The 13,771-nt window shown below is 71.3% G+C and carries 10 protein-coding genes; 4 read left to right on the top strand and 6 right to left on the bottom strand.

Annotated elements, in window-relative coordinates; translation table 11 throughout:
* The first annotated feature begins 286 nt into the window (after positions 1–286).
* The 4 genes from ACH4XV_RS37470 (at position 287) to ACH4XV_RS37455 (ending at position 7,506) form a co-directional block, all read left to right on the top strand.
* Positions 287–2,374 carry a B12-binding domain-containing radical SAM protein gene (locus tag ACH4XV_RS37470; RefSeq protein WP_395797168.1) on the top strand — a complete coding sequence of 696 codons (2,088 nt, stop codon included), beginning with the start codon at positions 287–289 and terminating at the stop codon, positions 2,372–2,374.
* Positions 2,375–2,520: 146 nt separating this feature from the next.
* Complete coding sequence (locus ACH4XV_RS37465; RefSeq protein WP_395797166.1) at positions 2,521–3,687, top strand: MalY/PatB family protein; 1,167 nt, start codon at positions 2,521–2,523, stop codon at positions 3,685–3,687.
* Positions 3,684–4,949, top strand: a complete 1,266-nt coding sequence (locus ACH4XV_RS37460) for an MFS transporter (RefSeq protein WP_395797165.1) — start codon at positions 3,684–3,686, stop codon at positions 4,947–4,949. The genes ACH4XV_RS37465 and ACH4XV_RS37460 overlap by 4 nt, the downstream gene beginning before the upstream one ends.
* 238 nt (positions 4,950–5,187) lie before the next feature.
* Complete coding sequence (locus tag ACH4XV_RS37455) at positions 5,188–7,506, top strand: glycosyl hydrolase family 18 protein (RefSeq protein ID WP_395797163.1); 2,319 nt, start codon at positions 5,188–5,190, stop codon at positions 7,504–7,506.
* 132 nt (positions 7,507–7,638) lie between these two features.
* Here ACH4XV_RS37455 and ACH4XV_RS37450 read toward each other — a convergent pair whose 3' ends face one another.
* The 6 genes from ACH4XV_RS37450 to ACH4XV_RS37425 all read right to left on the bottom strand — a co-directional run bounded on the left by ACH4XV_RS37450 (position 7,639) and on the right by ACH4XV_RS37425 (position 13,636).
* Positions 7,639–8,448 (bottom strand): SAM-dependent methyltransferase, encoded by an 810-nt coding sequence (locus ACH4XV_RS37450; RefSeq protein WP_395797161.1) that lies wholly within the window; start codon positions 8,446–8,448, stop codon positions 7,639–7,641.
* 228 nt (positions 8,449–8,676) lie between these two features.
* Positions 8,677–8,868 carry a hypothetical protein gene (locus ACH4XV_RS37445; protein ID WP_395797159.1) on the bottom strand — a complete coding sequence of 64 codons (192 nt, stop codon included), beginning with the start codon at positions 8,866–8,868 and terminating at the stop codon, positions 8,677–8,679.
* 160 nt (positions 8,869–9,028) lie between these two features.
* Positions 9,029–10,000 carry an aldo/keto reductase gene (locus ACH4XV_RS37440; protein ID WP_395797157.1) on the bottom strand — a complete coding sequence of 324 codons (972 nt, stop codon included), beginning with the start codon at positions 9,998–10,000 and terminating at the stop codon, positions 9,029–9,031.
* Between the two features lie 162 nt (positions 10,001–10,162).
* Positions 10,163–11,125, bottom strand: coding sequence for an agmatinase (gene speB / locus ACH4XV_RS37435; protein ID WP_380032544.1), 963 nt, complete (start codon positions 11,123–11,125; stop codon positions 10,163–10,165).
* Positions 11,122–12,096, bottom strand: a complete 975-nt coding sequence (locus ACH4XV_RS37430) for a nitrilase-related carbon-nitrogen hydrolase (protein ID WP_395797155.1) — start codon at positions 12,094–12,096, stop codon at positions 11,122–11,124. Before ACH4XV_RS37430 ends, speB begins: the two co-directional genes overlap by 4 nt.
* A 1-nt stretch (position 12,097) precedes the next feature.
* A complete protein-coding gene (locus ACH4XV_RS37425) occupies positions 12,098–13,636 on the bottom strand; it encodes a purine-cytosine permease family protein (protein WP_395797153.1) in 1,539 nt (512 codons plus the stop codon).
* Between the last annotated feature and the right edge of the window lie 135 nt (positions 13,637–13,771).

The raw sequence follows: 13,771 nt of genomic DNA, 5'->3' as shown, positions 1-13,771 counted from the left end.
GCCCGTTCGAGGAAACACCTCCCCACGTGCGACGGCGCGCCGAGTCACCGCTACCACGAGGACTTTCGCCGTGCCGCGGGCAGGCACGCCGGGCCGCCCGACGCGGCGCTGTTTCCTCGTTTGGGCAACAGGGCAACACTTTCGCCCCCCGGGACCCTCGCCGATGGTGGACGCCATGCCCGTGCGACGGCACGTGCGGCGTCATGGGGGATCGTTCTGCGGCCCACGCGCGGGATTTCGGCCGTCGGCGGCCTGATGGCACGTCGGGGACCGACCTGGAGGGCCGATGACCAATTCCGTCGACGAAGAACCGACCTCGGCCGGCGCGGACATCAGATTCCACGACGCGGGCGGCGGCGCCGCGCCCGCGATCTTCCAGGAGCTCCTGAGTACGCGCAGGCACCGACTCGCGACGGACCTGGCCGCCGGCCGCACGGCGACCCGGTACTTCCCGGTGCTCTGCGTCCTGGCGCCCGTGATGACCCAGGCCGAGGGCGAGATCACCTACCCCGGCGACCCGATGTGCCTGTACGCCGCGCTCAGCCTCGCCGTGCACCGCGCCGTCGCCGACGCGGGGCCGATCCAGTGCGCCGAACACTACAACGACCTGGCGCCGGAGTGGACCCGATTCCCGGACCACGCCTACCGGATGACGGCCGGCCACGACGGCTACCGCGACTACGACACCGACCCGAACACCGACCAGACCGTCTTCGACCCCCGGATCTGGGACGAGACCGCCCGGGTGCGCTGGATCCGGCTGCTGCGCCGGGTACGGCCCAGGGTCGTGCTGATCAGCGCGGTCTCCCCGGCGCACCGCTACGCCCTGGAGATCGCCGGCCTGGTCCGCACCGAGGTCCCGGACGCCTTCGTGGTACTCGGCGGACGCCACGCGGACGAGACGGTGATCCGGGTATCGCATCGGGAACGCCTGGTGCTCGCCCCCAGCAGTCCACTCGCCGTGATCGCCGACGGGCGCGCGCCCCGGGTGTTCGACGCGGTGATCACCGGTGAGGCGTACCACTCGCTCGACCTGCTGATGCGTGCGCTGGCCCTGGCCACCGACCTGGACCGGCGCTGGGTCGACCGCGATCGGGTGTTGCCCTGTCTTCAGGGGCTGCTCGACAAAGAGGGCCCCTCGGTGGGCAGTTCCGTGATCGTGCTGCTGTCCGCGTCCGGGTTCGACGTGCTGCCGCAGGACGGATCCTCGCTCGATCTGGGCTCGTTGCCCTCGCCGTACGAGGCGTTCGCGATCCGCTCGCGCTTCCCGATCTTCACCCACTCCGACGGCGGTATCCGACGCACGGCACACGTGATGGTCTCCAACGCCTGTCCCTATCACTGCAATTTCTGCTCGGAGTCCTCCACGCTCGGCATCGGCCTCAAGCGGTTCCGGGAGGATCCGATCGGCCGCGCGCTGGAACGTGTGTGTGAATACGTCGGCTACGGCGCCGAGGCGCTGTTCTTCGACGACTCGGTGTTCTGGAGCGGGCGTTCGCGCGACATCGCCGAGTTCTGCGGGCGGTTGCGGGAGTTGCGCGGGAGCGAACCGGCGGCGCTGCCGGTGCGCTTCGCCCGGCTGCTGCCGGAGCCGGACGATCCGGCCCGGCTGCGGGGCCTGGAATGGGGTGCCCAACTCACCGTGGACACCCTGATCGCGCTGCGGGAGCGGCACGCGGCGAGCGAGATCCTGAACCGGATGCGCGAGGCCGGCTGCTCGTATGTGTACGTCGGCATCGAGAGCATGTCGACGCAGGTGATGGACCACATCCACAAGAACCTGCGGCGCGGCACCGACCGGCCTTGGGCCCATCGGGTGCGCGAGGCGGTGTCGCTGGTCAAGCGGCACGGGATGCGGGTGGGCACCTCGGTGTTGTTCGGCCTCGACGGGGAAACGCGCGGCAGCATCGACGAGACGATCGAGGCGGTGGGCGGCCTGATCGACGCGCGCCTGATCGACCTGGCCAGCCCGAACATCCTCACCTACCATCCCGCCACGCCGATCACCCGCGTACACGGCATGCACGATCGGCTGGACTACCACTCGCCCCGGGTGGACAACCGGCGCCCCTACACCTACTTCGAGGAGGCCTTCCCGGGCGTGGTCTCGGTGGTGCTGGCCGAGGACGACATCTGGCACATCCACCGCGAGACGGAACGCCGCTGGGGGGCGGTACGCAACGACTCGTCGCCGCTGCTCGGGGAGGGGGCCGGGGTGGGGGTCGTGCCGGAGGAGGCGGAGGGCGAGACGGCGGGCGGCCCGGACGACGGGCCGGGCGGCGCGGAGCCGGACGGCGGGACAGCCGACGGCTCGCGGGTCGTGGCCGGTCTTGTACCGGGCGTGGCCGCCGCTGCCGAGGAGCCCGGCCGATGAGCGCGGACGCGGCACCGGCGGCCGACTTCGAGCCCTCGGACCCCGCCGGACGCGAACCCACGTTCGGGTTGGAACCTACCTTCGGGCGTGAACCCGCTGTCAGGCGCGGACCCGCCTTCGGGCGTGAACCCGCTTTCGAGCACCGGGTGTTCGACGCGCTCGACCCGGATGTCCTGGCCCGTCGCGACGGGGAGAAGTGGGCCTACGCGCCCGAGGACACGCTGTCCGCGTGGATCGGCGACATGGACTTCCCCGTGGCACCCGAGATCCGCGCCGCGCTGATCCGGCGGATCGACGGCGACCTGGGCTACCCGGTGTGGTTCGACGGGACCGAGGGGGCGCCGCTGGGCGAGGCGTTCGCGGCCCGGATGAAGCGCCGGTTCGGCTTCGCCGCCGAGCCGACCCACCTGCGTCTGTTCACCGACGTCAACCAGGCGATATCGGCGGTCCTGCGCCTGGCCACCCGCCCCGGCGACGCGGTCGTCCTGCACACGCCCGCCTGCCCGCCCTTCGTCGACGACCTGCGCCGAATGGACCGCCCGCCGCTGACCGTGCCGATCGAGGAGGGTCTGCACGGCTGGACGCTCGACCCGGACCGGGTGGCCGCGACGCTCGACCGGGCGGAGCGTTGCCGGGTGTTGTTCCTGGTCAACCCGCACAATCCCACGGGCCGGGTGCTGCGCCGGGACGAACTCGAAGGGCTGGCGGAACTCGCCCTGCGGCACGACCTGTTGGTGATCTCCGACGAGGTGCACGCGGACCTGACCCACCCGCCGCACGTACACATCCCGTTCGCGTCCCTCGGGCCGGAGATCGCCGCTCGCACGGTCACCGTGACCTCGGGCAGCAAGGCGTTCAATCTGGCGGGCATCCGCTGCGCCGCCGCGCACATCGGACCGCCGGAGCTGCGGGACGCGGTGGACGCCCGGCGGGGACTGCTCTTCGGCCAAGTGGGTGTGCTGGCCGTGGCCGCCCTGGAGGCGGCCTGGGCGGAGGGCGACGCGTGGCTGGACGAGGTACGCGTCCTCCTCGACCGCAACCGCCGCCGCCTCGCCGCGGGACTGCCCGAAGGCATCCGCCACCACTGCCCCGAGGCGGGATTTCTGGCCTGGCTCGACTGCCGTCCACTGGGCCTGGGCATCGACCCGTACGTCTTCTTCCGCGACCACGCCAAGGTCCTCCTCTTCTCCGGCCCGTCCTTCGGCCCCGAAGGAAACGGCTTCGCCCGCCTCAACTTCGCCACATCGGCGGGAGTCCTCGACGAAATCCTGACCCGCATGCACACCGCGCTACGCGCACCCGGCCGCACATGAGGCGTGCAACGGCGGCGAGCGTCGTTGCCGGGTCGCCCGCGCATCGTGATCGCAACGTGTTGCGTTGGCTGGTTGCGTATACGGCCTCCGTGGTCGGTGACAGCGGGTTCTTTCTCGCCCTGGGGTGGGCCGCCAACCAGCACGGTGGGCCCGCGCGGGTCGGGTTGGTCATGGCGATCGCGGCGATCCCCCGCGCGGTGCTCATGCTCGGCGGCGGTGTGGTCGCCGACCTGTTCGGGCCGCGTCGGGTGGTGATCGGCAGCGATGCCGTGCGCTGCCTCGTCGTGCTCGCCGCCGCGGCGGCCCTGGCGCTGTCCTCACCCGGGCTGTGGCTGCTGATCGCCGTCGCGCTGGTGTTCAGCGTCGTCGACGCGTTGTTCATGCCGGCCGTGGGCGCCCTCCCGCCGCTGCTGGCCGCGCCCGGAGAACTGGTCCGGGTCCAGGGCATGCGCGCGCTGTCCGTCCGGCTCGGCCAGACCGCCGGGCCGCCCCTGGCCGGCGTCGCACTGGCGCTCGGCGGCCCGGCCGCCGCGTTCACCGTCGCGGGCGGGCTGTTCGCGCTCTCCCTCGTGCTGCTGCTCGCGGTACGGATACCCGGCGCCGGATCGATCGCCGCCGCGACGGAGGCCCCCGCCGGCGGCCGTGGGCGGGCCGCCGCGTGGCGCGAACTCACCGACGGCCTGCGCTACATCCGCCGCCGCCCGCTGATCCGTCGCCTCGTCCTGGCGAGCGCGCTGATCGAACTCGGCGCCGGCGGCCCGCTGAACGTCGGCATGGTCGTCCTGGCCGACGCACGCGGCTGGGGCGCCTCGGGCGCCGGCTGGCTCGCCGGCGCGTTCAGTGTCGGCGCGGGCGCGAGCGCACTGCTCCTCACCGTGACCGGCCGGCTGCCCCGAGCCGGCGCCGTCCTGATCACCGCCCTGGCCGCCGGCTCCGCGGGCCTGGCCGGCCTCGGCGCGACCACCGTCCTGCCGATCGCCGTCGCCGTCGCGGCCTGCGCCGGCCTGCTGTTCGGCCTCAACGGCAGCCTGAGCTACGCCCTCGTACAGACCGCGACCGAACCCGCCTACCAGGGCCGGGTCGCCTCCGTCCTCAGCCTGACCGCCTTCGGCCTCGGCCCGATCGCCTTCCCCCTGTTCGGCGCCACCGTCGCCGCCACCGGCCCGGGCCCCGCCTATACGATCTTCGCCGGGATCAGTGCTCTCGGGGCCGCCGTCGGGCTGACCTCCCCGACCATTCGCCGCGCCGAACTCCCGCGCTGAGTATGGGCGTACCGCCGCATCGGTCGGCAAAAACCGATGTCGGCGCCGCGTCCCGCGCCTCCACTGTTGACCTTTTGGTCCAGACCACTTACCGTCCTAGAGGCGTTTTGGTCCAGACCAATTTCGCCGGCGACCGCTTCTCGACCGCGACCGACGTCCCCGTCGCGCGGTCACCCCGGTGAGGCGCGCACGTGCACGGTTCCGCACAGCCCTGTTCCACGCACGCAGGGAGAGAGCCATGTCCCCACACCCACGCACAGTCCGCGGCAGATTCCGCAACAGCCTGCGCAGCCGCGCGGCCGTCCTGATCGCCGTCCTGGCCCTGCCCCTGGCCGTACTCACCGGTCTCAACGCCGGCGCCGCGCAGGCAGCCGGCAAGCTCACCGCGACGTTCTCCGTCCAGGACAACGGCTCGTGGTGGAAGGGCACTTACGTCGTACACAACGGCGGCACCGCCGCCGTCACCGGCTGGCAACTCGAGTTCGACCTGCCGCCCGGGGTCACCATCAACGGCAACTACTACGGCGACGCCACCGTCACCGGCAGCCACGTCTCGGTCAAGAACGCCTACTACAACGGCACCATCGCCGCCGGCGGCAGCACCGACCCGTTCAGCTACTGGTTCGTCGGCAACGGCCCCGCCGGCACGCCCACCCACTGCACCGTCAACGGCGACAAGTGCGACGGCACCCCCGACGTCCCGCCCACCGCACCCGGCACACCGCACACCACCACCATCACCGCGCACTCCATCTCGCTCGCCTGGACCCCGGCGGCCGGCGGCGACTACCCGGTGACCGGCTACGAGGTGACCTCCGGCGGCACCACCGTCGCCACCACCACGGCCACCACCGCCACGTTGACCAATCTGACCCCGGCCACCTCGTACACCTACGCGGTCCGGGCCAAGGACAAGCGCGGCAACCTGGGCCCGGCGAGCGCACCGGTGACGGTGACCACCGTCGACCCGGCGAGCGACCCGACCCCGCCGACCGCGCCGGGCACGCTGCGCAGTACCGGCAAGACGTCCGCCACCGTCGCCCTGGCCTGGAACGCGTCGACGGACAACGTCGGCGTGGCCGCGTACGACGTCTATCGCAACGGCACCCTGGCCACCACCGTCGCCGGCACCGCCACCGCGGCCACCGTCGACGGCCTGTCCCCCGCCACCGCCTACACCTTCACGGTCAAGGCCCGGGACGCGGCGGACAACTCCTCGCCGGCCTCCAACGCGGTGGACGTGACCACCGACGACATCGCCGGCGCCGGCAAGAACCTGCGCGTCGGCTACTTCGTCCAGTGGGGCATCTACGGCCGCCAGTACTTCGTGAAGAACCTGGACACCTCCGGCTCGGCCGCCAAGCTGGACGTGATCAACTACGCCTTCGAGAACATCGATCCGGTCAACCTGACCTGCATGGCCGGCGTCACCAAGGGCACCACCGCCAACCCGCAGGACCCCGACCAGGGCACCGGCGCGGGCGACGCGGACGCCGACTACGCCCGGCCGATGTCGGCCTCGCAGTCGGTGAACGGGGTCGCCGACGACGGATGGGCCAAGCTGCGCGGCAACTTCAACCAGATCAAGCTGCTCAAGGCCAAGTACCCGCACCTGAAGGTGGTGGTCTCGCTCGGCGGCTGGACCTACTCGAAGTTCTTCTCCGACGCGGCGGCCACCGAGGCGTCCCGGCAGAAGTTCGTCAAGTCCTGCGTGGACACCTGGATCAAGGGTGACCTGCCGGTCTACAACGGCGCCGGCGGCCCGGGTACCGGCGCGGGCGTGTTCGACGGCATCGACATCGACTGGGAGTGGCCCGGCTCGCCCGACGGGCACGCCGGCAACCACTACAACGTCAACGACAAGCAGAACCTGACCCTGCTGCTCGCCGAGTTCCGCAAGCAGCTCGACGCCACCGGCGGACAGCGCAAGCTGCTCACCGCGTTCACCCCGGCCGACCCGGTCAAGGTGAACCAGGGCTGGGACCTGTCGAAGATCTTCGACTCCCTGGACGTGGCCAACATCCAGGGCTACGACTTCCACGGCGCCGGCAGCGACAACTCGTGGGAGCCCAACCGCGCAGGCCACCAGGCCAACCTCTACACCGACACGCAGGACCCGTACCCGACCCACTTCAGCGTCGACGACGCGGTGAAGATCTACACCGACGCCGGCGTGAATCCACGCAAGCTGACCATCGGCTTCCCGTTCTACGGAAGGGGCTGGCAGGCGGTGGCCGACGGCGGGGTACACGGCGAGTGGCAGTCCGCGAACGGCGCCGCACCGGGCCAGTTTGCCGAGGAGGCCGGCACCCGCGGCTACCAGAACCTGCTGAGCAGCGTGCCGAATCTGACCGTCTATCACGACGCGCAATCCGTCTCGACCTACGGCTACACCGGAGCCGGCGGACAGTGGTGGACCTTCGACGACGCCTGGTCGATCGGCCAGAAGACGGCCTACCTGAAATCCAAACACCTACTCGGCGCGATGATCTGGGAGATGTCCGGTGACACCCCCAACGGAGCGCTGATGACCGCGATCGACAACGGCCTCAAGTAGCGCCACACGGGGCCGACTTCGGCGCCAAGCCCCACGCATCACGCATCACGCATCACGCATCACGCATCACGCATCGACCGTGCCGCCGTCCGGGACCACCGGGCGGCGGTACGGCCGCCTCCGGGCCGACCCTCACACCTCCGGGACGCGGCCCAGGCCGCCGATCATGGTCAGCCCCGCGTAGGCGGATTCGTCCGTCACCGGGGTGTCGGGACGCCAGTACGGCAGCAGCACCACACCCGGCTCGACCGGTTCGGTACCCGCGAAGTAGCCCTCTATGGTCGCTCGACTGCGGAAGCGGCCACTACCGAGGGTGGACAGGACCAGGTGCTCCAACTCCCGCCCCTCCGGCGTGGAATCGCAGAAGTGGGTGATGAACAGGTAGCTGCCCGGGGCCAGGGCCTCGCGGTAGGCGCGCACCAGCCCCGCCGGATCGTCCGCGTCCGCGAGATGGTGCAGCACCGCGACCATGAGCAACCCCAACGGCCGCTTCAGATCCAGGAGTTCGGTGATCTCCGGCCGGGTGAGCACGTCCCGGGCGTCCCGCACGTCGGCGTTCACCACCCGGGTGCGATCGTTCTCGGCCAACAACGCGCGGCCGTGCGCGAGCACGATCGGATCGTTGTCCACATAGACGACCCGGGCGCGCGGATTCTCCTGCTGCGCCACCTCGTGGGTATTGCGCGCGGTGGGTAATCCCGACCCGAGGTCGAGGAATTGATCGATGCCCTCCCGGGCCATATAGCGCACACCGCGCTCCAGGATCGCCCGATTCACCCGAGCCCCCGTACGGGCGTTGGGCATCACGGCCATCGCCTTGTCGGCGATCACCCGGTCGATCGCGAAATGATCCTTGCCGCCCAGGATCGCGTCGTAGACCCGCGCGACACTGGGTACCCCCATATCGACTCCCCCGGGTCCCCACTCGGGTGAAGTCTCCATCTCCGTCTCGTCGTTCGACGGAACCCACCACTCCTCGGACACAGTTGCCCCCCGACCGACTCATCCTCGGCGCCACAGCGGTCCCTACCGTCCACACCGATGACATCCGCGGATCCCCGCCTATGCCCCGGAGGCTATCCGCCAACCGCTCGGATAATCAGTCACATCGCCACTCCGTTCCGCGACTGTTACCCCACCGACGGTGATCTTGTACCCGCCGCCGCGGGACTACCGCCGAGGCCGGGGCCGGATCCGGACGTGGAACCCGAAGGCGACACCACCCGCGGCCCCCGCCATCAGCGCGCTCAGCAGCCATTCCCGACTGCACGCCGCAAGTACCGCGATCAGCACCGCGATCGCTGCCGGCGGCCCCCACAGGAACACCTCCCGGCGCGCGTCGCGACCGAGTTCCACCGCCATCCACGCCCTCTTCCGCCCGGATCGACACCGACCCGGCAAACACGCCGATCTCGGCGGCGCCGCCCCGAACACCCACCGAGGCATCGGCTGCGCGCAGTGTACGCGCGCGCGGCCGACGCTCCGTCGACCTCCGCGTCACCGGGCGAGTCGCCGACCGGGATCAGGCGAATCCCGCCACCGGCCGGGGCGTGTACGGGCGTTCCAGCCGGTCCACCTCGGCCGCCGTGAGGGTCAGCGACAGGGCCGCGACGGCGTCGTCGACGTGTACCGGCTTCCCGGCGCCGACGATCGGCGCGGTCACCCCGGGTCGGCTCGCGATCCACGCCAGCGCGACCTGGGCTCGCGATACCCCACGCTCCTCGGCGATCTCGGCCACCGCCTCGACGATCGGGCGATCCGCCTCGCCGTACAGCGTCTTGCCGAACTCGTCGGTCTCGCTGCGGGCGCTGTCCGCGCCCCAGTCGCGGGTCAGCCGCCCCCGGGCCAGCGGGCTCCACGGGATCACCCCGACGCCCTGGTCCGCGCACAGCGGCAACATCTCCCGCTCCTCCTCGCGGTAGAGCAGGTTGAGGTGGTTCTGCATGGAGACGAACCGGGTCCAGCCGTGCCGCTCGGCGGTGTACTGGGCCTTGGCGAACTGCCACGCGTACATCGAGGACGCGCCGATGTAGCGGGCCTTGCCGGCCTTGACCACGTCGTGCAGCGCCTCCATCGTCTCCTCGATGGGGGTCGCGGTGTCCCAGCGGTGGATCTGGTACAGGTCCACGTAATCCGTACCCAGTCGGCGCAGCGAGTTGTCGATCTCGGTCAGCACGGCCTTGCGGGAGAGCCCGGCCGCGTTCGGCCCCGGCCGCATCCGCCCGTTCAGCTTCGTGGCGATCACGATCTCGTCCCGCCGCGCGAAGTCCGCCAACGCGCGCCCGACGATCTCCTCGCTGGTCCCGTCGGAGTAGATGTTGGCCGTGTCGAAGAAGTTGATCCCGGCCTCCACGGCGCGCCGAATCAACGGCCGAGCCGCGTCCTCGGGCAACGTCCACGGATGGCTGCCACGCTCGGGCACCCCGTAGCTCATACACCCGAGACAGATCCGCGAGACGTCCAACCCGGTGCTGCCGAGCTTCACATACTTCATTACCGCGCCACCTCTTCCCGTAGGCCCCGGACCGCCCACGAACATATCCCGCGACCGTGAAACCCCTGGCCGGGGCCCGCCGAAACCGGATCGAAGGGGTGGTGGGGACGCCTCGGCCGACCGTCCCCCGTGCGGTCGGCCGAGACGGGCTCGGGGGGATGGTCAGGCCGGGATGCCGTCGCGTTGGTTGCGGGCCAGGACGGACAGGAGTTCGTAGCCGACGTGGGCCGCGGCGATGCCGGTGAGTTCGGCGTGGTCGTAGGCGGGGGCCACCTCGACGATGTCCGCGCCGACGACGTTCAGGCCGACCAGTCCGCGCAGGGTGTTGAGGAGTTCGCGGCTGGTCAGGCCGCCCGCCTCGGGGGTGCCGGTGCCGGGGGCGTGCGCCGGGTCCAGGACGTCGATGTCGACCGAGACGTACACCGGGCCGGTGCCGAGCCGGCGCCGCATGCGCTCGACCACCGACGCGACCGTGGCGTCCTGGTAGTCGTCGCTGTGCACGACCTGGAAGCCGAGCACGCCGTCCTCGCGCAGGTCGTCGGGGCCGTACAGCGGTCCGCGGATGCCCACGTGCAGGCAGCGGGTCGGGTCGAGCAGACCCTCCTCCGACGCGCGGCGGAACGGCGTGCCGTGGGTGTACGGCTCGCCGAAGTAGGTGTCCCACGTGTCCAGATGCGCGTCGAAGTGCACCACCGCGACCGGCCCGTGCTCGGCCGCGACCGCGCGCAGCAGGGGCAGGGCGATGGTGTGGTCGCCGCCGATGGTGAGCAGACGGGTGCCGCTCGCGGCGAACTCGCGGGCGGCGGCTTCGAGCGTGGCGATCGCGGCGCCGATGTCGAACGGGTTGACCGCGATGTCGCCCGCGTCGGCGACCTGCAACTCGGCGAACGGCGACACGTCCAGCGCCGGGTTGTACGGCCGCAGCAGCTTCGAGGAGGCGCGCACGTGCGCCGGACCGAAGCGGGCGCCGGGCCGGTAGCTGACACCGGTGTCGAACGGCACGCCCACGACGGCGACATCGACGCGCTCGACCTCGTCGGCGCGCGGCAGGCGCGCGAAGGTGGCGGGGCCCGCGAAGCGCGGAACGCGCGTGGCGTCGATGGGTCCCTGGGGGGCGCCGGTCATCGCTCGGTCCTTTCGGTGGTGTGCTCGTTCGAGTTCGAGTTCGAGTTCGGGTCCGAGTCGGTGTCGGAGTCGGAGTTCGAGTCGGGGTTCGAGTTCGCGTTCGACGCGGGAAGCGGGGGCGGTTCGAGAACCGGCCCGTACAACTCGGGCCGTCGGTCCGCGAATACGTCGTTGTGGGCGCCGATCCGCTTGTCCCGGGCCTCGGTGAGTCGGCAGCGGGCGAGCAGCAGGTGTTCGGCGTCCTCGGCCGGCGGGCCGGCGAGGGGGAAGCCGTCCGGGTCGACGATGATCGAGCCGCCGACCCAGGAGGTGCCGCGTTCGGGACCGGCCCGGTCGCAGGCGGCGACGAACACCCGGTTCACCGCGGCGTTCGCCTGGACCCGGACGTCCTCCGCCGGCCGTTCGCCCGCCGGCCGGGGCGCGTACGGCCAGTTGACCGGCGCGCACAGCAGATCCGCGCCGCGCAGGGTGGCGGTGCGCACCCATTCGGGGAACTCGACGTCGTAGCAGACCAGTACCCCGATCCGGCCCGCGTCGGTCTGCACCACAGGCGGCAACGCGTCGCCGGGGACGAAGAGTTCGCCCTCGCGGCCCCACAGGTGCGCCTTGCGGTAGCACGCCCGGACGCCGCTCGCGTCGACCAGGACGGCCGAGTTGCGGATCACGCCGTCGGCATCGCGTTCGGCGAACCCGCCGACCACGATCACCCCGAGCCGCCGGGCCGCCTCGTGCCAGCCGGTCACGGTCGGCCCGTCCACCGGCTCGGCGTAGCCGGCCGCCTCGGCGGCGTCGCGCATCACGTAGCCGCTGTTGGTCAGTTCGGGCAGGACGATCACATCGGCCCCGGCCGCGGCAGCCCGTTCGATCGCGGCCAGCGCCGCGCGCCGATTGCCCTCGACGTCGCCGACGGACAGGGCGATTTGCGCGCAGGCCACCACGGTCTCGGTCGCGTCGCCGGTACGGTCGCTCATGTCAGGCCCCCGACGGCGCGTCGGCGCCTTCGAGTTCGGCCTCGCTCGCCCGCTCGGCGGCGCGCTCCGCGGTCAGGTCCAGGTCGCGGCACAGCCAGGCGTACAGCGCGCCGCCGACCAGCAGTCCGACCACGAAGGACAGGTCCGCGCCGTCCAGCGCGTCGGCCACCGGGCCGGTGAAGAACGAGGTCTTGAAGAACGGGATCATCGCCGCGAAGCCGACCGCGTAGGCGGTCAGTCCGCGCCAGGACCAGCGCCCGTAGATGCCGCGCGGGTCGAAGATCGAGGTGACCGCGTAGTGGCCGCGGCGGACGAGGTAGAAGTCGACGAGGTTGACCGCGGTCCACGGGATGAGGCCGTAGAGCATCATGAGGATGAAGTCGTTGAAGCTGCCCAGATAGTCCTCCGGCAGCACGATCGCCACCACGAAGACGATCGCCTCGATCGCCACGATGCCGATCACCCGCACCCGCACGGTGGGCCGCACCGGCCGGAACGCGTCGAGCGCGCTGGTCGTGGTGAGCATCGCGCCGTAGGCGTTCACCGCCATGATGCTGATCAACGCGAGTGCGGACACCAGCACGGCGAACGTCCCGAAGCCCGGCACGATGTCGTTGCCCACCTGCCGCACCGCCGCGATCGCGTCCGGGTCCGGCAGCGCCGAGGCGAGCAGCGCGCCCAGCGACATCAGCCAGGCCGCAGAGCCCGCGGCGCCCGCGTACGTCCACCAGATCACCTTGCGTGCGGGCACGTCGGCGGGCAGGTAGCGGGAGTAGTCGGAGACGTAGACGGCGTAGCTGATCTGGTAGCCGGCCGCGCCGGAGAAAACCACCAGGAACGCGGTCCAGGACATCCCGCCGCCGCCGGCGGGCGTGGAGACGTCGAGGTTGACGATCGCGCCGATGCTGAGCACGCCGAACACGGCGATCAGGACGTACGTCAGCCAGCGCTGGACCAGGTGCAGCAGGTCGTGGCCGACCACGGCGAGCACGATCGCGATGGCGATCAGTACCGCGTACCAGAGCGTCGAACCGCCGGGCAACACGGTCTGTAGGCCCTGCGTGGCCAGGACCACGTTGAAGACGTTGAAGCCGACGTAGACGAACACGACCGCGACGAACGGCACGATCGCGCCGCGGATGCCGAACTGGGCGCGCGACTGGATCATCTGCGGCAGGCCCATCCGCGGGCCCTGGTTGGCGTGGAACGCCATGAAGAAGGTGCCGAAGCAGGCGCCGAGCACGACCGCCAGGATCGACCAGCCCAGGCCCAGGCCGAGGGCGGGGCCGATGAAGCCGGTGACCATCGTGGTCAGCACGAAGTTGCCGGTGAACCAGAACGGGCCCTGGTGCCAGACCTTGCCGTGCCGCTCCCGGGCGGGGACGTAGTCGATCGAGCGGCTCTCGATCGCCACACCTCCGGGGCGGGGGCCTGCGACGGACGCGGTGTCGGGGGTGCTCACGGCCCGTACGGCCGTCGCGGGAGCCGTGGCGGAGCGGGCGGCGGCCGGGGCTGCGCGTGATGGCCTGGTGGCGTCCATGGGCTCTCCTGCGGTCCTGCGTCCTGCGCGGTCGACGCGTCGGGGTCGACGGTCGGTGGGTGACGCCTGAAGGTACGCCCGGTTAACAACCGTAAACGATCGATATGATGTCGAATCTGATTCGCGAGGGTGGAC

The sequence above is a fragment of the Embleya sp. NPDC020630 genome (assembly GCF_044334985.1).
In the GTDB taxonomy this organism is placed as follows: domain Bacteria; phylum Actinomycetota; class Actinomycetes; order Streptomycetales; family Streptomycetaceae; genus Embleya.
The sequence above is the reverse complement of the archived record's forward strand: the minus strand, read 5'-3'. Positions and strand labels throughout refer to the sequence as shown.